Below are 22,148 nucleotides of genomic sequence, written 5' to 3'. Positions count from 1 at the left end.
GCCGCCATGTTGCCCAACATCGACTACAGTGAACTGCCGCGCGCGCTCCAGCACATGCTGGAACGGGGGCAGACCGTGAAGACGCTGCCGCGCCGCAGCTTCCTGAAACTCGCCGGCGCCACCGGGCTGGCGCTCGGCGCCTTTCCGCATATCGCGATGGGCGCGACGACCGGTGGTGGTAACGCCGCCAGCGCCCTCAAGCCGACGCAGCAGCCGTCAGCCTTCGTCCAGATCGCCGGCAACGGTGAAGTCACTGTGACCATCAATCGACTGGAATTCGGACAGGGCGTCCACACCGCCTTGCCGATGATCCTGGCGGAGGAGCTCGACGCCGACTGGAGCCTGGTGCGCAGCCGGCACGGCACCAACGATCCAGCCTACGCCGATCCGCTGTTCGGCATTCACCTCACCGGCGGCTCCCATTCGATCAAGAACAGTTTTTCGCAGTATCGCGAACTCGGCGCACGCGCACGGGCCATGCTGCTCGGCGCCGCCGCCGCGCGCTGGAAGGTGGACGTGGCCACCCTGCGCACGCAGGCCGGTACGGTGCTTGGCCCCGGCGGCCGCAAGCTCGGCTACGGCGAACTGGCCGCGGCCGCCATGGCGCAGCCTGTGCCTGAGAAGGTTGTGCTGAAGGATCCAAAGGACTTTCGCATCATCGGCCGCCCCACGCCGCGCCTGGATGCGCGGGCCAAGAGCAGCGGACGACAGGATTTCGGCATCGATACGCACCTGCCCGGCCAGTTGACCGCCGTCGTGGCGCGTCCGCCGGTGTTCGGGGCACGCTTGGCCGCGCTGGATGACAGCGCGGCGCGCGCCGTCAAGGGCGTCAAGGCCGTGCTGCGCGTGCCGCTGGATGGCGGCGCCGAAGGCGTCGCGGTGGTCGCCGACGGATACTGGCAAGCCACGCAGGGCCGCGACGCGCTGAAGCTGAGCTGGGACACCGCGAAGGTGGAGAAGGTCGACAGCGAACGGCAGCTCGCCCAGTACCGCGAGCTGGCGAGCCGCCCCGGCCCGCGCAAGTTCGACGCCGATATGGCGCCGCTCGCCACAGCGCCCCGGCAGTTGGAAGCCGAGTTCGTCTTCCCCTACCTCGCCCACGCGGCAATGGAGCCCCTAAACTGCACTGTTGCCCTCAGCGAGGGCCGCGCCGAGCTGTGGGTCGGCAGCCAGTGTGCCGGACTGGACGCGGGCGCGGCGGCGCGTGTGCTCAACCTCAAGCCCGAGCAGGTGACTGTGAATGTGCAAATGGCCGGCGGTGGCTTCGGCCGGCGCTTCTCCAGCACGAGCGACACCGTGGTCGAGGCCTGCGAGATCGCGAAGGCCGCGCGTGCCGCCGGGCTGAACGCACCGGTGCGCACGCTGTGGAGCCGCGAGGATGACATGCGGGGCGGCTTTTACCGTCCCATGCACCTGCACCGCGCCCGCATCGGCTTCGACGAGCGCGGCAACATTCTGGCCTGGGACCACGTCATTGTCGGTCAGTCCATCACCACGGGCTCCGTGTTCGAGCAGTTCCAGGTCAAGAACGGCATCGACGGCACCGCGACGGAAGGCATGCGCGAGCCCTACCCGCTGCCGATGCGCCTGACCGTGCATCATCCCAAGCTCAACGTGCCGGTGCTGTGGTGGCGCAGCGTAGGCTCCACCCACACCGCCTTCGTGATGGAGACCCTGCTCGACGAGATCGCCCGCGCAACGCAGCAGGATCCGGTCGCCTATCGCATGCGGATGTTCGGCGACAAGCATCTGCGCCACAGGGACGCGCTGCAACTGGCGGTGGAGAAGAGCGGCTACGGCAAGACGCGCTTGGCCGAGGGCCGGGCCTGGGGCGTGGCCGTGCACGAGTCCTTCGATTCCGTGGTGGCCTATGTGGTGGAAGCCTTGGTGAAAGACGGCCGGCCGGTGCTCCACCGCGTGACGGCAGGCGTGCATTGTAATCTGGCCGTGAACCCACGCACCGTGGAGGCCCAGGTGCAGGGCGCTGCAGTCACCGGTCTCTCCATGTGCCTGCCGGGCTCCGCCATCACGCTCAAGGACGGCGTCGTCGAACAGAGCAACTTTGACGGCTACACCGTCGCGCGGATCACCGACATGCCCGAGTTCGATGTCCACATCGTGCCCAGCGCCGAGCCGCCCACGGGCATGGGCGAGCCCGGCCTGCCGCCTCTGGCACCGGCGTTCGCCAATGCCATCGCTCGGCTGACCGGCAAGCCGCTGCGTCAGTTGCCGTTCAAACTGGCCTGACCGGCAGGCCGCCGTTTTCCGAGTATCGGCATCGTCAATGAATAGAGAGATGACGTCATGACACCAGAGGCGAACAAGGCAGTGATGATCCGTTTCACGGAGTTCATCAACTCCGCCAGCGAGACTCTGGCCGCGGAGCTCATTTCTCCAGATGCGATCTTCCATGTCCCCGGACGCAGCGAGCCGATGCGAGGCCCAGCGGGCTACCTCGCAATCATCCAAATGATGCGCGGCGGCTTCCCGGATATTCAATGGACGCTCGAGGAGATGGTCGCCGAAGGTGACAAGGTGGCTGCTCGCTTCACCATGCGAGGCACGCACCTTGGCACCTTCTTCGGCACCTCATCGACTGGGAAGACGATCGCGGTCCAGGCCCTGAACATCTATCGCCTCTCTCACGGACAGATCATCGAAGAAACCGGCCAACCCGATCTGCTCGGACTGCTTCAGCAAATAGGTGCGGTCCCTGCGAACTAGCGGCCGACCGGCAGGCCGCGGCACGGCGCCCTTTCGACATCGAGAACAGGAATAAACATGAGCAAGGTCTGGTTCATCACGGGTGCCGGAAGCGGCATCGGCGCGGCAACCGTCAAGGCGGCATTGAAGGCCGGCGATCGCGTCGTTGCGACTGGCCGCAACCTCGACAAGCTCCGCAATGCCCTGAACGACGTCGCGGGCGACAATCTCGCATTCGTCCCATTGGACGTCGCCGACGAGGCACAGGCGAAGCCTGCTGTCGACGCGGCGATCAAGGCGTTCGGGCGCGTCGACGTTCTCGTCAACAATGCCGGCTACAGCCTGCTCGGCAATTTCGAGGAGTTGAGCACGGCCGAAATCGAGCGGCTGATCGCGACCAATTTCTACGGCGTGATGTACGTGATGCGTGCGGTACTTCCGGTGATGCGCAAGCAGAGATCCGGCCGGATCATCAATATCAGCTCCCTCGCGGGTATCGTCGGCTTCAAGCATTGCGGGGCCTACAGCGCTGCAAAATTCGCGGTCGAAGGCCTGTCGGCATCGGTGGCCCACGAGGTCGAGCCGTTCGGTATCAGGATCGTGGCGGTCGAACCTGGTTTCTTCCGGACGGACCTCCTCGATGCGCACAACGCCAAATATGCCGGCAGCACGATCGAGGACTACGCCGCGGAAGGCACCGCCGAAAACATGTGGTCAGGCTATCACGGCGCCCAGCAGGGTGACCCGGCCAGGCTCGGTGACATCCTGGTCAAAATCGCCGGCATGGACAATCCGCCCGGGCAGTTCGTCGCCGGCAGCGACGCGCTCGCAGTGGTCCACCCGGCCCTCGAAGCTCGCCTTGCGGAATTGCGAGCTTACGTGGACCTGTCCAGGTCGACAGACGGCTCGTTCTGAGGTCACGCCGCCTTCTTGCTCTGCGCGAGCTGCGCCAGCTGCCGCATGATCTCGGTGGTGCCGGCGAGCCGCTCTTCCGGCGTCTCCCAGTCCTGGAAGAACACCACCTTCATGTCGGGCCGCACCTTCGCGGCCTGGCCGTGGCTGCGGATGAACGTGACCAGGCGGTCGGGATGCGCAAAGGAGTTGTCGCGGAAGGCGATGACGGCGCCCTTCGGACCGGCATCGATCTTCCCGACATTGGCCTGGCGGCAGAACGCCTTGATCGCGGCGACCTTGAACAGATAGCGGACCTCGTCCGGCAGCACGCCGAAACGGTCGCGCATCTCGGCGCCGAAATTCTCGATCTCTTCCTCGCTGTCGAGATCGGCGAGCCGCCGGTACAGCGACAGCCGTACCGAGAGATCGCCGACATAGTCCTCCGGGATCAGCACGGGCATGCCGATCGTGATGGTCGGCGACCAGCGGTCGGCCGCGGGCTCGGACACGCCGGCCTTGAGGTTGACGATCGCCTCTTCCAGCATCGACTGGTAGAGCTCGAAGCCGACCTCCTTGATGTGGCCGGACTGCTGCTCGCCGAGGATATTGCCGGCACCGCGGATGTCGAGGTCGTGCGAGGCGAGCTGGAAGCCTGCGCCGAGCGTCTCCAGCGATTGCAGCACGGTGAGCCGGCGCTCGGCCTGCGCCGTGATCTTCTGCTGCGCCGGCAATGTGAACAGCGCATAGGCGCGCAGCTTGGAGCGGCCGACACGGCCGCGGAGCTGGTAGAGCTGGGCGAGGCCGAACATGTCGGCGCGATGCACGATCAGCGTGTTGGCATTGGGAATGTCGAGGCCGGATTCGACGATGGTGGTCGACAGCAGGATGTCGAACTTGCCGTCGTAGAACGCGGTCATGATGTCCTCGATCACGGCGGGCGGCATCTGCCCGTGCGCGACCGCGACCTTCATCTCCGGCACGTTCTTGTCGAGGAAATCCTTGACCTCGGCGAGATCGTCGATGCGCGGCACCACGTAGAACGCCTGTCCGCCGCGATAGCGCTCGCGCAGCAGCGCCTCGCGGATCATCAGCAGATCATGCGGGGCGACGAAGGTGCGGACCGCAAGGCGATCGACCGGGGGCGAGGCAATGATCGAGAGCTCGCGGACACCGGTGAGGGCCAGCTGCAAGGTCCGCGGGATCGGCGTCGCCGACAGCGTCAGCACATGCACCTCGGCCCGGAGCGCCTTCAGCCGCTCCTTGTGGCTGACGCCGAAATGCTGCTCCTCGTCGACGATCAGGAGGCCAAGGTCGCGGAACTTGATCGCCTTGCCGAGCAGCGCATGGGTGCCGACGACGATGTCGACGGAGCCGTCGCCGAGCCCCTTCTTGACCTCGTTGAGCTGCTTGGTCGGGACCAGGCGCGAGGCCTGCGCGACCTGCACGGGAAAGCCCTTGAAGCGCTCGGTAAACGTCCTGTGGTGCTGGCGCGCGAGCAGCGTGGTCGGCACCACGACCGCGACCTGCTTGCCGTCGAGCGCCACCGCAAACGCGGCGCGCAGGGCCACCTCGGTCTTGCCGAAGCCGACGTCGCCGCAGATCAGCCGGTCCATCGGACGGCCCTTTTCGAGATCCTTCAGCGTGGATTCGATGGCCCCTAGCTGGTCCTCGGTCTCGTCATAGGGGAAGCGTGCGCAGAACTCGTCATAGACGCCCGGCTGCACCGGCAGCTTTGGCGCCTCGTGCAACTGCCGCTCGGCGGCGATCTTGATCAGTTCGCCCGCGATCTCGCGGATGCGGTTCTTCAGTTTTGCTTTTCGGGTCTGCCAGCCCGAGCCGCCGAGGCGGTCGAGCTCGACCGTGGTCTGGTCGGAGCCGTAGCGCGACAGCAGCTCGATGTTCTCGACCGGCAGGAACAGCTTTGCATCGGCGGCATAATGCAGCTCGAGACAATCATGCGGCGCGCCGGCGACGTCGAGGGTCTGGAGGCCGATGAAGCGGCCGATGCCGTGGTCGGCGTGGACGACGATGTCGCCGGCCGCCAGACTCGTGATCTCCGAGATGAAATTGTCGAGCTTGCGGCTCGCCTTGCGCGGCCGCACCAGGCGGTCGCCCAGGATGTCCTGCTCGCTGATGAGCGCGATCTCGTCGGTCTCGAAGCCGCTTTCGAGGCCGAGCACGGCCAGCATGGTCTCATTGCGCGGGGTCGCCTGCACCGTCCGCCAGCTGTTGACGCTGGTGGTGTGGGTCAGCTTGTGGTCGCGCAGCATCGAGGTCATGCGGTCGCGCGACCCCTCGCTCCACAGCGCGATCACGACCTTCTTGCGCTGGGCGTGCAAAGCCATCACATGCGCGACCACGGACTCGAACACGTTGACGGCGGTGTCGTTGCGCTCGGGCGCGAAGTCGCGGCCCTTGCGCGCGCCGGCATCGACGATGGTGGCGCCATCGGCAGGCACCGAAAACTGCGTCAGCCGCGCCAGCGGCACATCGGCGAGCCGCTTGCCCCACTCGTCCTCGGTCAGATAGAGCCGGTCCGGCGGCAGGGGCTTGTAGATGGCGCCGCCGCCGGGATGCTCCATCGCATCGCGGCGGGCTTCGTAATAATCCTGGATCTGCTTGAAGCGCTCGCGGACGGCGTCCTCGGCCTGCGGCTCGATCGCCACGGCTGCGCCCTGCAGATAGTCGAACAGCGTGTCCATCCGGTCCTGGAACAGCGGCAGCCAGTGCTCCATGCCGGGATGGCGGCGGCCCTCGCTGACGGCCTCGTAGAGCGCATCGTCGCGCTCGGGCGCGCCGAATTCGGCGACATAACCCATGCGGAAGCGGCGGATGGTGTCGGTGACGAGCTGGAATTCCGAGATCGGAACCAGGTCGAGCGAGCGCATGTCGAGCAGCGTGCGCTGGGTCTCGGCATCGAAGGAGCGGATCGATTCCAGGCTGTCGCCGAAGAAGTCGAAGCGGACGGGCTGGTCGAGGCCAGCCGGAAACAGATCGAGGATGCCGCCGCGCACAGCATATTCGCCGGGCTCGCGCACGGTCGAGGAGCGGTTGTAGCCGTTGTGCTCGAGCCAGGCGACGATGGTGTCCATCGGCACGACGTTGCCGGGCGCAACCGACAGCGCCTGCGCCGCGACCAGATCGCGCGAGGGCACGCGCTGCACGATTGCATTCACCGACGTCAGCACGATCAGCGGCTTGTCGCTGCCGGCGAGCGAGGCGAGCCGCGCCAGCGTGGTCAGGCGCTGGGCGAGAACCCCGCCATGCGGCGACACGCGGTCATAGGGCTGACAGTCCCAGGCCGGGAACTGGAGCACCGGCAGATCGGGCGCGAAGAATTGCAGCGCGCGCTCGAGCTGCTGCATGCGCGGACCGTCGCGGCAGATCACAGTGAGGCTGACCGCCGGCTTCTTCGGCCGCGCCGCGATGGCGCGGGCGAGATCGGAGATGACGAGGCCCTCGGCGCCTTCGGCGACGTTGGCAAGCGTCAGCGCGCGGCCCGGCGTGAGCAGCTCGGCCGGCGACTTCAACGGCTGTTTCATGCGTTGCGGTCCGCGATCGGAAACGACTTGATACGGTCAAACAGCGCGCCGGTGACGTCGGCCGCCAGCACCTTGTCGCCGGTGATGGCGGCGTAGAGGTCGGGATCGTTGACCTCGAGCAGGCGCTCGAGCTCGGCCAGCTCGGCATCGGACAGGTTGCCGATCTCGGCATCGGCGAAGCGGCCGAGAATCAGGTCCATCTCGCGCGTGCCGCGGTGCCAGCAGCGGAACAGAAGCCGCTTGCGGCGGTCGTCCAGGCCGCTGCTCGATCGTGTCGTTCCCGTCATGTCTCAAATCCAGTCAAACGCCAAAAGCCCGGACGTGCCGGGCCGGCGTGATATAGCCACTCGAACCGCCCGTGTCAGCCCTTTGTTGGGGCAATTGTTTGAGACCGTCATTGCCGGGCTTGACCCGGCAATCCATCGTCATTGAAAGATGGATGCGCGGGTCCCTGCTCCGCCAAAGGCTTCGCCGGGCTTTCGACCTCGGGCCGGCGAAGCCTTGGCGAAGACGGCAAGCCCGCGCATGACGAATGTTGCAAGAATGCGCCCCAGCCTGCTCAATCCGCTGTTTGCTGCCGTGACCAGCCTTGCCGGCGTCGGTCCGAGGCAGGACAAGCTGCTGCGCTATCTGCTCAGCCGCGATGAGACGCCGCGGCTGGTCGACCTGCTGCTGCATCTGCCGAGCCAGGTCATCGACCGCCGCGCACGGCCGAAGATCCGCGATGCCGTCCAGGGAACCATGGTCACGCTGGAGGTCACCGTCGACCGCCACCGCCCGCCGCCGCCGCGCAACGCGCGCGCGCCCTATCTGGTCTATGCCAGCGACGACACCGGCGACGTCGTGCTGACCTTCTTTCGCGCCAAGCCCGGCTATGTCGAGAAGCTGCTGCCGATGGGCGAGAAGCGGTTCGTCTCCGGCACGCTCCAGATGTATGACGGCATCCCGCAGATCGTGCATCCCGACCGCGTGCTCGACGAGGAGGCCATCGCCAAGCTCTCTGGCATCGATCCCGTCTATCCCTTGACGGAAGGGCTGGCGCTCGGCTCGCTCCGCCGCGCGGTCGCGCAGGCGCTGCAAAAGCTGCCGGCCTTGCCGGAATGGATCAGCCCCGAGGTGCTGCGCCGCTGCAATTTCCCGCCGATCGCCGAGGCGCTCACCCGCGTGCATCAGCCGGTCGAGCTCACGGACATCCTGCCCGAAAAACCCTACTGGTCGCGCCTCGCCTTTGACGAACTGCTCGCCGGCCAGCTCGCGCTCGCCCTGATCCGCGCCCAGTTGCGCCGCCCGGCCGGCGTGCGCAATGCCGGTGACGGGCACCTGCGCAGCAGGATCATCGACGCCCTGCCCTATGCGCTGACGCCGTCCCAGCGCAGCGCCGCGGCAGCCATCGCCGACGATCTGCAACAGCCGGTGCGCATGCTGCGGCTGCTCCAGGGCGATGTCGGCTCCGGCAAGACCGTGGTGGCACTGCTGGCCGCCGCAGCGGTGGCCGAAGTCGGCAAGCAGGCCGCGCTGATGGCCCCGACCGAAATTCTGGCGCGCCAGCACATCAAGACCATYGCGCCGCTTGCCGAGCCCGCCGGGATACGGGTCGAGATCCTCACCGGCCGCGAAAAGGGCAAGGAGCGGCGCGAGCTCCTCGCACGGCTCGCCGAGGGCGAGATCGACCTGCTCGTCGGCACCCACGCGCTGATCCAGGACGACGTGACCTTCAACGATCTCGCGCTCGCCATCGTCGACGAGCAGCACCGCTTCGGCGTGCGCGAGCGGCTGGCGCTGACCTCGAAGGGCGAGGCCGTCGACGTGCTGGTGCTGAGCGCAACCCCGATCCCGCGCACGCTGGTGCTGACCTATTTCGGCGACATGGATGTGTCCGAGCTGCGCGAAAAGCCGGCCGGCCGCCAGCCGATCGAAACCCGCACCATTTCGATGAGCCGCCTCGACGAGGTCACGGAGAGCGTCGGCCGCGCGCTGCAGGCGGGCAAGCTGGTCTACTGGATCTGCCCGCTGGTCGAGGAATCCGAGGCCGAAGGCACCGAGCACCTCACCAATGCGACGAAACGTTTCGAAAACTTGCAGAAGCGGTTCGGCGATCGCGTCGGCCTCGTCCACGGCCAGATGAAGGGCACTGAAAAGGACCGGGTGATGGCGCAGTTCGCCGCGCACGAGATCGGGCTGCTGGTCGCGACCACCGTGGTCGAGGTCGGCGTCGACGTGCCGGCCGCCACCATCATGGTGATCGAGAACGCCGAGCGGTTTGGACTTGCGCAACTGCACCAGCTCCGCGGGCGCATCGGGCGCGGCTCGGAAGCCTCGACCTGCCTGCTGCTCTACTCGGAGCCGCTCGGCGAGATGTCGAAGGCGCGGCTGAAGGTGATCCGCGAGACCACCGACGGCTTTCGCATCGCCGAGGAGGACCTGAAGCTGCGCGGCGAAGGCGACGTGCTGGGCGTGCGCCAGAGCGGCCTGCCCGGCTACCGTATCGCGCGCTCCGAAGTGCACGGCCAGCTGATCACGCAGGCCCGCGACGAGGCGCTGCGCATCATGAAGGACGATCCGAAGCTCAAGGGCGAGCGCGGCGAGGCGCTGCGGTGCCTGCTCTATCTCTATGAGCGCGATGAGGCGATCCCGCTGATCGGAGCGGGTTAGCTCGCGGCTCTTTGGCGTCCGACTTCATAGGCCGCCACATGCGCGCGGGCGAGATCCAGCAAGGGCGTGTCGATGCCCAGCGTACGGGCCCGATTGGCCATATCGCCGAGGATATGTTCTGCCTCGGTGATCGAACCGCGTTCGATGTCCCGCAGCATCGAGGCCTTGAGCGGCGAGTCCAGGGTCGTGAAAAGCTTTCGGTCAAACTCGATGAACGGAGCGCGCGGCTCGAACCCCGAAGCCGTCGCAACGGTGCAGCATTCCGCGAATAACCGAAAAATGGACTGTTCGCCGTTCGGCACGGCCAAAATGTCTCCGATACTCGCGCGCATCAGGCAGGTGATGCCGGCCAGCGTGCTGAGCTGGACGAACTTCTCCCACATGTCCTGCATGATCGCTTCGCTGGCGCGCACATCAATACCCGAGACCTGGAGCAGCGCCTCCAACGCGAGCGCACGCTCGCTCAACGAACCCTTGATCTCGCCGAAGACGATCGTCTGATTGGCCATGAACTGAACGACACGACCATCCGCATCGAGGCCGGCACTGACGTTCGCCAACCCGCCGAGAACGCGCGTCGCGCCGAACCGCGCGGTCAGAGCGTCGATATGTTTCAACCCGTTGAGTATCGGCAAAATCATCGTGTTGGCGCCAACTGCCGGGGCAAACTGGGCCATCGCATCGTCGAGCGAATAGGATTTCACCCCGACGAGCACGACGTCGAACGGCTCCTTGAGATCATTTGCCAGGATGATCTTCGGCTGCACGGCAAAGTCACCATGCGGGCTCACGACCTGCAATCCATTCCGCCGCAAATGCTCGGCCCGCCCGGACCGCACCAGAAAGGTCACGTCGCCGCCGGCTCGGACCAGGCAAGCTCCGTAATAGCCTCCGAGCGCTCCCGCGCCGATCACCAGCACTCTCATTCGAACTCCCGTTGCAGAAGAACTGCTTCCGCACAGACAATAACAGATGAGCCTCGCAATGACGACGTGGACAGAGCCGTTTCAGAAGACCTACCCTTTCGCCGCGGTCGACTTCATGCAACCTTGCGGCGATGCGCCGGATCATCGTCGTTGGCTGCCAGGGAAGCGGAAAGACGAGCCTCGCCCTGAAGCTCGGGCAAAAGCTCGCGCTGCCGGTGGTGCATCTCGACGTGCTCTACTGGCGGCCGGGCTGGAAGCCGTCCGACAAGCCGAGCTTTCGGACACGCGTCACTGAAGCGATCGCGGGCGATGAATGGGTCGTTGATGGCAGCTTCTCGGGGCTTGCCTTCGATCTCACGCTCGCGCGCGCTGATACGCTGGTCGTGATCGACCGCCCGCGCTGGCTCTGCCAATGGCGCATTCTCTGGCGTTCGGCTTTCGATCGCGACAAGACGCGGCCCGACCTGCCCGAGGCGTGCCCGGAACAGTTCGACTGGAAATTGATGCGGGAGGCGTGGCGCTACGACACGGAACGCGTGCCTGTCATCGAGGCCGAGCGTGGTCAGTATGGCGCGGACGTCCCGGTCGTGCGGCTCGCAAGCGACCGGGACATCCAATGTTTCCTGGATTCAGTTCTGGTGCATGGCAAGTGATCCATTGCCGTGACGTCAGACCGGACGACTAGGCCTTCTTCTGCGCGATGCTCGCCGCAAATGCCTTCATCAGCCCGGCATCCACCGCCTCGCCGTTCGCGTCCTCGGCAAGGTGCTCGAACCACCGCGCAAAACCCTCGTAGATCTGGGCGGCTGGATGGTCGGCGCCAAGAAAGCCGGAAATCTCGCGCATCTCCGCGACCCAGCGATAGGCTTTTGGAAGCATGTCCGGCAGCGCCACTTCGAGCCGCGCCAGAATCGCGGGCTGGCTCAATGCGAGCTCGTCGCGCAGCGCATCGGCCGCGCCGGCCTTGGTTGCCGCGATCACCATGGCCGAGCCGATGCCGGCAAGGCCCTTGACGATGCCGGCATAGGACATCTTGAGCGCCGAGGCTGCGCCGACCGGGCCTTCGACGATGCGCACGTCGAGACCGAAATCCTTCAGAACCGCGGCATCCCTGGCGTACTCGCCGGACATGTAGAAGGCCGGGCTCTTGCCGCCGGGCTGCGGCGGGAAGCCGATGATGCCGCCATCCACGAACGGCGCCTGTGCCGAGCCGATGATCTCCTCGATCCGTTGTACGGTATCGACGTTGACCGCGTTGCAATCGACCACGAGCGGCTTCTTCGCGCGCCGGACGATCAGCGCGGCCAGGCGTTCGGCCAAAGCCACGGCTTCGCCCGGCGGCACAATCGAGAGGATGATGTCGGCGTCCGCAATCGCGTCGTCCTCGGCGCCGACCATGCCGGCATCCGCCGCGCGTTTCAGCGTCGCCTCGCTGCGCCCCTTCAACGACGTCAAGACGCGCGCGCCGTTTTCGCTGAGGCGGCGGGCCACGGCGCTGCCCATGGCGCCGGGTGCGAGGATCGCAATGGTTTTGGACATCGTGCACTCCAGGTCGAAGTTCAACCGGGAGATTAGCAGAGGACGAAAGTGCTTGGGTGAATGCGGCCATCCGAAACGGGAATGGCCCTACTCCACCTTCGCAGGCTGGGGCTTGAGCGCCGCCGCATTGGCGATGCGGGCGGCGTTCGCCATGCCGGCGAGCGCCGCGGCCTTCTTCGGGTCGGGCGCCGCGCCCGGCTGCACCACGCCGGCCGACATGATCAGCGTTGCGGCGTCCTCGGTGCTCATGTCGACCTCGACGATCTTGCTCTTGGGCACGTAGAAGAAGAAGCCGGTGGTCGGGTTCGGCGAGCACGGCAGGAACACCGAGACGTGCTCCTCCTGCCCCGGCAGGCTGCGCGCGACCTCTTCGTTCGGCGACTGCGAGATCAGCACGATCGACCACATGCCCGGCGAGGGAAACTCGACCAGGCCGACCTTCCGGAAGCTCGAGCCCTTGCCCGAGAACAGCGTCTCGAACACCTGCTTCAAGCCGCGATAGATGGCGCGCACGGCCGGGATCCGGCCGAGAAAGGTCTCGCCGATATCGACCAGCGTCCGGCCGATCAGGTTGGCCGCGAGGAATCCGACCAGCGTCAGCGTGAAGAATGCGACAATCAGTCCCCAACCGGGAACGACATACGGCAAATAGGTTTCGGGCCGGTAGGCCAACGGCACGAAGGGGCGCACTACGCCATCGACCCAGGTGACGAACCACCATACCAGATACAGGGTGATCGCAATCGGCCCCGTCACCACGAGGCCGGTGAGAAAATAATTGCGAAAGCGGCCCATCAGGCCGGTATGAGGTTCCGGGATGGGATCAAGCGGCGCAGGCGCGTCGTCGCGGGGGGTCATTCGGGTTCCAGGTCGGTCGCTTCGGTCCAAGCTAGGGTCTTCTAGCAGGTTTTGGAAGAGCGCGGCCTGATCCTTCTGCCTATTCCACGGTCACTGATTTCGCGAGGTTGCGCGGCTGGTCGACGTCGGTGCCCATGATAACAGCCGTATGATAGGCAAGCAGCTGCACGGGGACGGCATAAACCATCGGCGTGAACGCCGCCGCCATGTCGGGCATGACGATGGTGACGAGTGATTCGACGGTCGCCTCCGCCGCGCCCTTGGCATCGGTCATCAGGATGATGTTGCCGCCGCGGGCGGCGACCTCCTGCATGTTCGAGACGGTCTTTTCGAACACCCGGTCGTAAGGCGCGATGACGACGACCGGCATGGTCTCGTCGATCAGCGCGATCGGGCCGTGCTTGAGCTCGCCGGCGGCATAGCCTTCGGCGTGGATGTAGGAGATTTCCTTCAGCTTCAGCGCGCCCTCGAGCGCGAGCGGAAAGCTGGTGCCGCGGCCGAGATAGAGCACGTCGCGCGACTTCGCGATCTCGCGCGCGAGCTTCTCGATCTGGAGCTCGGTGGTGAGCGCGGCCGCCATCAGGCGCGGAATCTCGACGAGGCCGTGGACCAGCTTGGTCTCGTCCGCCTCGGACAATTCGCCGCGCCCCCTGCCGGCCGCGATTGCAAGATTTGCCAGCACCATGAGCTGGCAGGTGAAGGCCTTGGTCGAGGCAACGCCGATCTCGGGCCCGGCGAGCGTTGGCAGCACGGTCTCGCTCTCGCGCGCGATCGTCGAGGTCGGCACGTTGACGACGGCCACCGTATGCACGCCCTGATCCTTGGCGTAGCGCAGCGCCGCCAGGGTGTCGGCGGTCTCGCCCGATTGCGAGATGAAGATCGCCAGATCGCCCTTGCGCAAGGGCGCCTCGCGATAGCGGAATTCGGAGGCGACATCGACCTCGACCGGCACGCGCGCAAAGCGCTCGAACCAGTATTTTGCGACGAAGCCGGCATAGCTCGCGGTGCCGCAGGCGGTGATGTTGATGCGCTGGATGGTCTTGAAGTCAAACGGCAGCTTGACCGGCAGCGAGACGCGCTCGGTCGCCATGTCGACATAGCGCGCCAGGGTGTGGCCGACCACTTCCGGCTGCTCGTGGATCTCCTTCGCCATGAAGTGGCGGTAGTTGGCCTTGTCGACCAGCGAGGTCGAGGCGGCGTGCTTGATCTTGTCGCGCTGGACGGTGTGGCCGCCCTTGTCGAAGATATCAGCGCTGGTGTGAGTCAGGACGACCCAGTCGCCATCCTCGAGATAGCTGATCGTGTCGGTGAACGGGCCGAGCGCGATGGCGTCGGAGCCGAGATACATCTCGCCGTTGCCATAGCCGATCGCGAGCGGCGGGCCGTTGCGGGCGCCGATCATCAGATCGTCCTCGCCGGCGAAGATGAAGCCGAGCGCGAAGGCGCCGCGCAGCCGCGCCAGCGTCAGCTTCACCGCTTCGACGGGCTTGTTGCCGCGCGTCAGCAGATCGTCGACGAGATGCAGCACGATCTCGGTGTCGGTCTCGGTGTGGAACACCGTGCCCTTCTTCTCGAGCTCCTCGCGCAGCTCGCGGAAATTCTCGATGATGCCGTTGTGGACGACGGCGACGCGCTCGGTCGCATGCGGGTGGGCGTTGTGCACGGTCGGTTTGCCGTGGGTGGCCCAGCGGGTGTGACCGATGCCGGTGGTGCCCTTCAGCGGCTCGGCTTCCAGCCGCTTCTCCAGATTCTTCAGCTTGCCCTCGGCGCGGCGGCGCTCGAGATGCTTGCCTTCGAGCGTGGCGACGCCCGCGGAGTCATAACCGCGATATTCGAGACGTTTGAGCGAATCCACCAATTGCTCTGCAACCGGCTCGCGCCCGAGAATGCCGACAATCCCGCACATGCGGATCAATATCCCCCAAATCGTCGAAAAATCGCCTAAACGACGCGCTCGGTTTCTATCGAAGTTCGCAACGAACCGGATACTCAACAATTATTGCGGATTGCGACAGCACCAAATGGTGGTAGCCCTAACGTGCGTCGATTTGGCCGGCCTTTAACCCCGCACATTAACTCGCTGTCAATAAATTTGGCCAACGATTCCCATCAAGGAGATCAAGGCCATGAAAGGCTCGTCCGACCGCAAAGGTCTGTCATCGAGGTATATGAGCGCCAGCGAGACCTCGGGCACGCACCTCGCCCACTGGCCGCCACCCCAGCGCGGCAGGGAAAACAAGCCCGTCTTCGTCAAGCACGCCGCCGGCGAACCGGCCAAGCGTGCCAAGCCGCGCGGCTGGCGCCTGACCCGCGCGATCTTCTCGGAATTCTCCGACGACCAATAGCGGAAGGCCCTACCACCCCAGCACCAGGGCAAACACCAGGAAAACGACGAACGCCCAGAACGCCAGTCCGGTGAACAGCGACGCGATCTCGTTTGGGCGGCGCTCGCCGAACTGTTCCAGCACCCATTGTCCCGGCGGCGTGATGACGCGCTTGACGAGGAATGCGATCATATCGTCGATGAAGTCGTCGTCCACGAGCGCAGCCCTAACAGCACCGATCAGGGGCCGGCACGCGGCTGCTCATTTCTCCGGCTTCTTGCCGCCGGTCTTCAGCTCGCGATAGCGCGTAGCGCCGCCTTCGCGGATGGTCTGCTGATTGCGCTCCAGCGCCATCGCATCGTCGGGCACGTCGCGCGTGATCACCGAGCCCGAACCGATATAGGCGCCATTGCCGATCTTCACCGGAGCCACCAGCGAGGAATTGGTGCCGACGAAAGCGCCCTTCCCGATGATGGTCTTGTGCTTCTTGAAGCCATCGTAGTTGCAGGTGATGGTGCCGGCGCCGATGTTGGAATTGGCGCCGACGGTGGCGTCGCCGATGTAGGAGAGATGGTTGACCTTGACGCCGGCCTCCAGCGTCGCCGCCTTGGTCTCCACGAAATTGCCGATGCGCGCGCCGTCGCCGAGCGAGGTGCCGGGCCTGAGCCGCGCATAGGGGCCGATCGAGACGTTCTTGCCGAGCTTGGTCTCGACGATGTGCGAGAACGAGTGGATCACGGTGCCGTCGGCGATCGACACGCCGGGGCCGATCACCACGAACGGCTCGATGGTCACGTCCTTGCCGAACACGGTATCGGCGGCGAGATATACGGTCTCGGGCGCGATCAGCGTGACGCCGGCCTCCATCGCGGCCTTGCGCAGCCGCGCCTGCATCACGGCTTCCGCTTCCGCTAGCTGCGCCTTGGTGTTGATGCCGCGCACCTCGTCCTCGCTGGTCTCGATCACCACGGACTCCCATCCCTGTTCGCGGACGATACCGACCGCATCCGTCAGATAATATTCGCCCTTGGAATTGGCATTGCCGATCCGCTCGAGGATCGCGAGCGCGCGGCGCCCGTCGATCGCCATCACGCCGGCATTGCACAGATCGATCTTGCGCTCCTCAGTGCTGGCATCGGCCTGCTCGCGGATCGCGACCAGCCGGTCGCCCTCGACGATGAAGCGGCCGTAGCCGGTGGGATCGGCGGCGCGGAAGCCGAGCGCGGCGATCGCGGCGCCGTTGGCGAGCGGCGCGCGCAGCCGCGCAAAGGTCTCGGCCGAGATCAGCGGCGTGTCGCCGAACGCGATCAGGAGATCGTCGACGCCGGCCGCGATCGCCTCGCGCGCCGCCAGCACCGCATGCGCAGTGCCGAGCCGCTCGGCCTGCACGAAGGTGAGCGCATCGGGGCGGATCCGCCTGGCCTCCTCCGCCACCGCCTGATGGTCCGGGCCGATCACGACGGCGAGTGACGTGCCGGTTCCCTTGGGTGCTGCGGCTAGCACATGGGCGAGCAGCGTCTGGTGAGCTACGGGATGCAGCACTTTCGGCAGCTGTGAGCGCATGCGCGTGCCTTCGCCGGCGGCGAGCACGATCGTGAGGCTTGAGCGGGCGGTCATCGCAATCCTGTCAGATACGGCCGAATCAACTGGCGCGGCAGGCGGCAGGCCGCCCTCATGCTGCCTGCCTTGCTACCCCCGCAAACGCCCGGAATTCAAGTGCGGCACGCTTTTCCTGTTAATGTTCCCTGATTGATTCGGGGAAGCCGGACAGGGCTGGGCAACTTTACGTTCATGGCAAAGGATTCCGATCCACTGGCGGATGCCTTCGGCACCAAGGAGACCGGCGGGCTGTTCTCAGCGCTTTTGGCCGAAGAGAGCACGTTCGACCGCCGCATGATGTGGCGGCTGGGCTCGTGGGGCGTGGCGGCCGTCGGCGCCGTCGTGGTCGCGGTGATGGCCAACCAGGCCCAGCTCGGCTGGCGGCGCGACCAGGCCGCGTCCGTCGATCTGTCGCGGCAGGCCGACAGGCTCCAGCTGCTGACCAAGGAAAGCCAGAACGAAGCCCGACGGCTCGCCGCCGCGATCGAGACGCTGAACACCGATCGCGACCGGCTCTATTCGCGCGTCACCGTGCTGGAGCAAGGGCTCGATTCCGTCACCGGCGCCATCGCCAAGCAGAACGCCGCGCCGCCGCAGGCGTCCGCATCGAAGCCGCAGGACATGCCGGTGGCCGCGGCGCAGACCGCGCCCGCCGCACCCAGCATTGCGCCGGTCGCCTCGGCGCCGGCCAACGACAAGCCGCGCGCAGACGCCGCCAAGGATTCGCCGAAGGACGCCGCGAAGGACCAGGCGAGCCCGCAGTCCGCGGCCGCCGCCTCGCTGGTCGCGCAGTCGCCGGCGACGACATCGGCGCTGCCGATGCTTCCGCTGGTGCCGTCCAAGTCGATCATGGCGCCGCCTGATCCGGCCGCATCGAAACTGATGCAGCCCGAAGCAACCGAGAAGAAGCCCGAACCGGCGCCCGCCCCGACCGAGGTCGCTGCGGCACCGGCCAAGCCGCCGGAGGCAACCAAGACCCCGGAAGCGGCCGAGAGCGAGGCTCCTTCAATCGCCGTTCAGCAGACGCGCTTCGCCATCGATCTCGGCGGCGCCAACTCGCTCGATGGCCTGCGCGCGCTCTGGCGCGGCGTGACCAAGTCGAATCCGGAGATCGCGGCGCTGCGGCCGATCATCATGATCAAGGAGGGCACCACCGGCCTCGGCATGCAGCTGCGTCTCGGTGCCGGTCCCCTCGTCAACGCGGCCGCCGCCGCAAAGCTCTGCGCTGGGCTGGCGGAGAACGACCGCCACTGCGAGACCACCGTGTTCGACGGCCAGCGGCTGTCGATGCGCGGTGGTTCGGAGAAGGGCCAAGAAAAGTCTCAGGACCGGATTCAGGAAAAGAACGGCGAGAAGAACCCGGACGCGGTGCCGCAAGCCGAGACCGCACCTGCGCCTGCCCCCACCGCCAAGCCGGACAAGCGCCGCCGCAGCTATTCATCGAAACGCTCGTCGAAGCGCGAGGAGCCTGCGCCGGCGCCTGCGGCGCAGCCAGCACCGGCAAAGCCGGAGACAGCGTCGGCGGGATCGACGTTGTCGTCGTTCTTCAGGCGGTAGCGACCGGGAACCCGAACTTGTGGTAGAGACCTGACAGCTTCGATCAGGACTAGCCATGCACACAAGCTACGACGACATCATCTCCCGCATCAGCACGCCTCCGATCTGGTTCGACGAGCATGCTGTACCCCGCTATTGCGCCTTCGAGCCTGCACGCTCAGCAAATATTCACATCGGCGAAATCGCGCTTGTTGAGATTACCTGTCAGTCGTGCAAGCGCAAATTCCACGTCGCGCTATCGGCGGTCAATTTCCGAGAGGGGACGATCGCCCAGGCCATCCGTAGCAAGACGCTACATTATGGTGATCCGCCCCGCCACGATGGCGATCCAGACGACCTTAATGCATGCCGTGCTGGCGCAAGCATGAACAGCGAGCCGCGGCGAGTGATCGAATACTGGTATCGCCACGATCCCCGCTTCGTTAAGGGCACCCGGGTTATCAACATGGATTACTTCAAATGGGCACGCGATCCGTCGCTCGAGGTTGATATTCAGCGCGACAGGATCAACCAACGTTAGCGGCCACCGTAAGTTTCGTTCGCAAATTCGCGAAGAAAGGTCCGCCTCCCCTGTTGCCCCCTCCCGTCATCCCGACCATATTGCGCGCATGACAAAAAAGCCCTTCCGCCTCACGCCCTACCAGGTGCAGTTCCTGATCGTCGTCGGCTTCGTGTCCGTCGGCTATGCGCTCTATCTGCGCTATCTCGGAATCGAGAACTCGCAGGTCGGGCTCGCCTGCGATGCCGGCCTTCAGACGCTGATCTGCAAGGCGCGCGCGGTCTCGACGGTGCTGTTCAAGAATTCGGTGTTCGGCATCGTCGCGCTGGTGGCTGCGACGCTGAACCTGATGCGGCCCTCGATCGTGCTGTTGACCGTCGGCATCATCGCCGCCGGCCTCGGCATCGTGCTCTACAACGTCGTGCTGTCGGGGCTGGCGATCGGCCTGCTCATCCTTGGATTTGCTCGGCCCGCGCCCGCCACAGCGTGAGCGCGAACAGCAAATAGATCGCGCAGGTCCACAGCGACTGCCAGTTCTCGCGGCCTTCGCTGACGAGGACATAGGCCGCCGCCAGCGTCAGCACGCCCGCGAACACCGCCTCCGCGATCGGACGCTGGCCGATCTGCGGCCGGTTCAGCATCAGGATCGCGAACGGCACCACCGCCATCGTCAGCGAGGCGTAGGGGAAGTCGTGGTAGCGCGGATCGAACACGAAGCCGAGCGCGGTCTGTGCCGCGATCACCGCGGTCACCGCCAGCGTCAGGCCGAGCACGGCGGTGAGCTTTGACCATTTCCGCCCTGCGCTCGGGCCGAGCAGGTCGAGGAAGGTCGGCAGGCTGCGGCCGATGACCAGCGCCTGCGCGCAGAAGATCGGCGACAGGATGCCTGCCAGAAGCAGCGCGCCCCAGTGCAGCCAGCCGCCCAGGCCATAGCTCTCATAGTACATCTTGTCGGCGCCGATCCCGAGCAGGATGCCTGCCGATGTCGCCGAGATGCAGACGCCGAGCCAGGCCGAGAAGCGCGGCGTCCAGGGCCGCCGCCGCAGCGTGATGAGCGCGACCGCGAACACCAGCACGCTCAGGCCCATGCCGGCGCCCATGTACCATTTCCAGAACGGGAAATTGCTGATCGGCTCACCCGGCGGATATTTCAGGTTCCGGCGCACCGAGTCATAGAGGCCCCAATAGCCGCCCACGGTGCCCTCGAGCTTGCGCTTCCAAGGCTGGTCGTAGGACTCGATCAGGTTGACTCGGAATTTCTGCGCTTTCGCAAGGCTCAGGATTTCCGAGACCACCCGCGCCTGGTTGGTGCGCGACGGCAGCGCGCCCTCGCGCATGCGCCCTTCGCTTGGCCAGCCGGTTTCGCCGATCAGGATTTCCTTGCCGGGGAACGCCACCGCCATCCGCTCGCGGATCGATTCGACATGGGCGGCCGCGAATTTCGCGCGCACCGGATTGTCTTCCCAATAGGGCAGGATGTGGATCGTGACGAAGTCGACGGCCTCGTAGACCTCGCGGTTCCTGAGCCAGAACTCCCAGACGTCGGCATAGGTGACGGGCACGCTGACCTGGGCCTTCACCGAGCGGATGATCGACACGAGGTCGGCGGTCGTCATCTCACCGCGCAGCAGCACCTCATTGCCGACGATGACGGCGGTGATGATTCCCGGGAAATCCTTGCTGAGGCGGACGGCGAGCGCCGCCTGCTCAAGATTCTTGGTACGGTTGCTGGAGAGCCAGATGCCCTGGAGCACCTTCAGCCCACCGACCTTGGCGGCGATCGCCGGCACCTGGTCGAGCCCGTTCTCCATCGAATAGGTGCRGACGCAGTCGGTGATCTCCTTGAGCTGGCGCAGGTCCTGCTCGATCTGATCGGCCTCGATATGGGTCCACGCGTTCAGCGGCGATTGCTCGCCGCGGAACGGCGCGTAGGACACGCATTGCACCTTGTCGGCGGGATCGATCGGGGCGCGCGCGAGCGTGATCGGCGTGGCCAGCCACCACCACACGGCAGCAATCGCACCCAGCGAAACGAGCAGAAGCGCCAGTGGCGTACGAAGAGAAATTGGTTCCATCCTCCACGAAGGGCCCGTCGATTACCTGCTCGCACGCCATCTGCCAAGGGGGGCCGGCGGCATTAGGGCCGATCCGTCCCGCTCTCCCGTAAAATCGCCTGCGGCCGTTCGACCGGGACTTAGCATCGTGACTTTGCTGGACAAAATTCGAAATACAGGTCATGGGATTTTGCGGGACTTTTCCGCCGCATTGGAGACCCATTTGGACGCCATCAGCTAGCGCGTCTGCGAGGTCCTGGCGCGGGCGGTCAGCGGAGATATTGGGGAATTCATGCGGCAACGGGTGCTTGAGTTACGAAATGCGGTCCTGCGGCAGTTCGCCGCCACCTTGGCCGTCTCCTCCCTTGTCCTGCTGGTCGGCCTCGGTGGCGCCTCCGCCCAGAGCGGCGCGCCCGCCCCTGACCAGGGCAAGGCCGCCGCCCAGCCCGCCGACGCCGCCAAGGATACCGCCCAGAACCAGCGCCGCACCGACGAGTTCGCAGAAGCCGCCCAGGTCATCAACGGTCCGGCCGGCAACCCCGAATGCGTCTGGCTCGGCCGGCGCGTGGTGCGGCTGATGTGGCGGGATGACCTCGATACCGCGTTCCGCCATCTCGACCTCTACGACCGCTTCGGTTGCCCTGGCGGCCACATCCAGGCTGCCTTCCGCTGCCTGACCCGCTTCGGCGGCCAGATCGATCCCAAGGTTGCGGAGACCCTGGACAGCCGCGTGCACGCCTGCTGGATCAACCCGGCATCCCAGCCGCAGCAGGCGGCCGCCGCGGCCTCGCAGCCGGCGGCACCGACCACCGGGAATTCGCCGCCGCCGCAGCCGGCCGCAAGCCCCTCGCCCGCGGCAAGCCCGTCGCCGGCGCCCCCGAAATAGCCGCGATCGTTTCAGCGTTCGTTCAGGAACGATCGGCGATAGATGCGGTTGGCACTGCCGCGCGCTCACCAAAATGCCATGCCCTCATAAGGTCATGAGGCTATGACAGTTGTGA

The 22,148-nt window shown here is 65.9% G+C and carries 18 protein-coding genes and 1 pseudogene; 10 read left to right on the top strand and 9 right to left on the bottom strand.

Annotated features, from left to right (window positions below):
* The first annotated feature begins 6 nt into the window (after positions 1-6).
* Genes ACXJMY_RS08930 through ACXJMY_RS08920 form a run of 3 tightly spaced genes read left to right on the top strand, consistent with a single transcriptional unit; the run spans position 7 to position 3,618 of the window.
* Positions 7-2,247, top strand: coding sequence for a molybdopterin cofactor-binding domain-containing protein (locus ACXJMY_RS08930; protein ID WP_456618951.1), 2,241 nt, complete (start codon positions 7-9; stop codon positions 2,245-2,247).
* A gap of 57 nt (positions 2,248-2,304) precedes the next feature.
* Positions 2,305-2,724: an ester cyclase gene (locus ACXJMY_RS08925; protein WP_456618950.1), complete on the top strand. Its 420-nt coding sequence runs from the start codon at positions 2,305-2,307 to the stop codon at positions 2,722-2,724.
* 57 nt (positions 2,725-2,781) lie between these two features.
* Positions 2,782-3,618 (top strand): SDR family oxidoreductase, encoded by an 837-nt coding sequence (locus ACXJMY_RS08920; RefSeq protein WP_456618949.1) that lies wholly within the window; start codon positions 2,782-2,784, stop codon positions 3,616-3,618.
* Between the two features lie 2 nt (positions 3,619-3,620).
* Here ACXJMY_RS08920 and mfd read toward each other — a convergent pair whose 3' ends face one another.
* Both mfd and ACXJMY_RS08910 read right to left on the bottom strand, forming a co-directional pair.
* Positions 3,621-7,139, bottom strand: a complete 3,519-nt coding sequence (mfd, locus tag ACXJMY_RS08915) for a transcription-repair coupling factor (protein WP_456618948.1) — start codon at positions 7,137-7,139, stop codon at positions 3,621-3,623.
* An 80-nt stretch (positions 7,140-7,219) separates the two neighbouring features.
* Positions 7,220-7,339: pseudogene (locus ACXJMY_RS08910) on the bottom strand (succinate dehydrogenase assembly factor 2); the annotation flags it as partial.
* Between the two features lie 343 nt (positions 7,340-7,682).
* Here ACXJMY_RS08910 and recG point away from each other — a divergent pair.
* Positions 7,683-9,791 (top strand): ATP-dependent DNA helicase RecG, encoded by a 2,109-nt coding sequence (gene recG, locus ACXJMY_RS08905; protein ID WP_456618947.1) that lies wholly within the window; start codon positions 7,683-7,685, stop codon positions 9,789-9,791.
* Here recG and panE read toward each other — a convergent pair.
* The gene (panE, locus tag ACXJMY_RS08900) at positions 9,788-10,717 is read right to left on the bottom strand and encodes a 2-dehydropantoate 2-reductase (protein WP_456618946.1); all 930 of its coding nucleotides are present in this window, start codon (positions 10,715-10,717) and stop codon (positions 9,788-9,790) included. The two genes, recG and panE, sit on opposite strands and share 4 nt — an antisense overlap.
* A 131-nt stretch (positions 10,718-10,848) precedes the next feature.
* Between panE and ACXJMY_RS08895 the strand changes: the two genes are divergently transcribed.
* Complete coding sequence (locus ACXJMY_RS08895; protein ID WP_456618945.1) at positions 10,849-11,370, top strand: AAA family ATPase; 522 nt, start codon at positions 10,849-10,851, stop codon at positions 11,368-11,370.
* Between the two features lie 28 nt (positions 11,371-11,398).
* Here ACXJMY_RS08895 and ACXJMY_RS08890 read toward each other — a convergent pair whose 3' ends face one another.
* The 3 genes from ACXJMY_RS08890 to glmS form a co-directional block, all read right to left on the bottom strand.
* Positions 11,399-12,256, bottom strand: coding sequence for a DUF1932 domain-containing protein (locus tag ACXJMY_RS08890; protein WP_456618944.1), 858 nt, complete (start codon positions 12,254-12,256; stop codon positions 11,399-11,401).
* An 87-nt stretch (positions 12,257-12,343) separates the two neighbouring features.
* A complete protein-coding gene (locus tag ACXJMY_RS08885; protein ID WP_456618943.1) occupies positions 12,344-13,114 on the bottom strand; it encodes a DUF502 domain-containing protein in 771 nt (256 codons plus the stop codon).
* 79 nt (positions 13,115-13,193) lie between these two features.
* Positions 13,194-15,020 (bottom strand): glutamine--fructose-6-phosphate transaminase (isomerizing), encoded by a 1,827-nt coding sequence (gene glmS / locus ACXJMY_RS08880; RefSeq protein ID WP_456618942.1) that lies wholly within the window; start codon positions 15,018-15,020, stop codon positions 13,194-13,196.
* A gap of 220 nt (positions 15,021-15,240) precedes the next feature.
* Between glmS and ACXJMY_RS08875 the strand changes: the two genes are divergently transcribed.
* On the top strand, positions 15,241-15,459 hold the full coding sequence (locus ACXJMY_RS08875; RefSeq protein ID WP_456618941.1) for a hypothetical protein: 219 nt from the start codon (positions 15,241-15,243) through the stop codon (positions 15,457-15,459).
* Between the two features lie 9 nt (positions 15,460-15,468).
* On the opposite strand, the gene ACXJMY_RS08870 is transcribed toward ACXJMY_RS08875, so the two are convergent.
* Together ACXJMY_RS08870 and glmU are read right to left on the bottom strand one after the other, a co-directional pair.
* A complete protein-coding gene (locus ACXJMY_RS08870; RefSeq protein WP_456618940.1) occupies positions 15,469-15,654 on the bottom strand; it encodes a hypothetical protein in 186 nt (61 codons plus the stop codon).
* A 45-nt stretch (positions 15,655-15,699) separates the two neighbouring features.
* Positions 15,700-17,055 carry a bifunctional UDP-N-acetylglucosamine diphosphorylase/glucosamine-1-phosphate N-acetyltransferase GlmU gene (gene glmU, locus ACXJMY_RS08865; RefSeq protein ID WP_456618939.1) on the bottom strand — a complete coding sequence of 452 codons (1,356 nt, stop codon included), beginning with the start codon at positions 17,053-17,055 and terminating at the stop codon, positions 15,700-15,702.
* A 174-nt stretch (positions 17,056-17,229) separates the two neighbouring features.
* Here glmU and ACXJMY_RS08860 point away from each other — a divergent pair, with 174 nt between their 5' ends.
* The 3 genes from ACXJMY_RS08860 to ACXJMY_RS08850 all read left to right on the top strand — a co-directional run bounded on the left by ACXJMY_RS08860 (position 17,230) and on the right by ACXJMY_RS08850 (position 19,583).
* Positions 17,230-18,594 (top strand): hypothetical protein, encoded by a 1,365-nt coding sequence (locus ACXJMY_RS08860; RefSeq protein ID WP_456618938.1) that lies wholly within the window; start codon positions 17,230-17,232, stop codon positions 18,592-18,594.
* Positions 18,595-18,649: 55 nt separating this feature from the next.
* Positions 18,650-19,114, top strand: coding sequence for a hypothetical protein (locus tag ACXJMY_RS08855; RefSeq protein ID WP_456618937.1), 465 nt, complete (start codon positions 18,650-18,652; stop codon positions 19,112-19,114).
* A gap of 88 nt (positions 19,115-19,202) precedes the next feature.
* Entirely contained in the window at positions 19,203-19,583 is a 381-nt protein-coding gene (locus tag ACXJMY_RS08850) for a hypothetical protein (RefSeq protein ID WP_456618936.1), read from the top strand.
* Here the strand turns inward: ACXJMY_RS08850 and ACXJMY_RS08845 are convergent.
* A complete protein-coding gene (locus tag ACXJMY_RS08845; protein ID WP_456618935.1) occupies positions 19,543-21,168 on the bottom strand; it encodes a glycoside hydrolase family 17 protein in 1,626 nt (541 codons plus the stop codon). The two genes, ACXJMY_RS08850 and ACXJMY_RS08845, sit on opposite strands and share 41 nt — an antisense overlap.
* A 271-nt stretch (positions 21,169-21,439) precedes the next feature.
* Here ACXJMY_RS08845 and ACXJMY_RS08840 point away from each other — a divergent pair, with 271 nt between their 5' ends.
* Positions 21,440-22,033: a beta-1-3, beta-1-6-glucan biosynthesis protein gene (locus tag ACXJMY_RS08840; protein ID WP_456618934.1), complete on the top strand. Its 594-nt coding sequence runs from the start codon at positions 21,440-21,442 to the stop codon at positions 22,031-22,033.
* The last annotated feature ends 115 nt before the right edge of the window (positions 22,034-22,148 follow it).

The organism is Bradyrhizobium sp. P5_C12 (genome assembly GCF_054049735.1).
The sequence above is the reverse complement of the archived record's forward strand: the minus strand, read 5'-3'. Positions and strand labels throughout refer to the sequence as shown.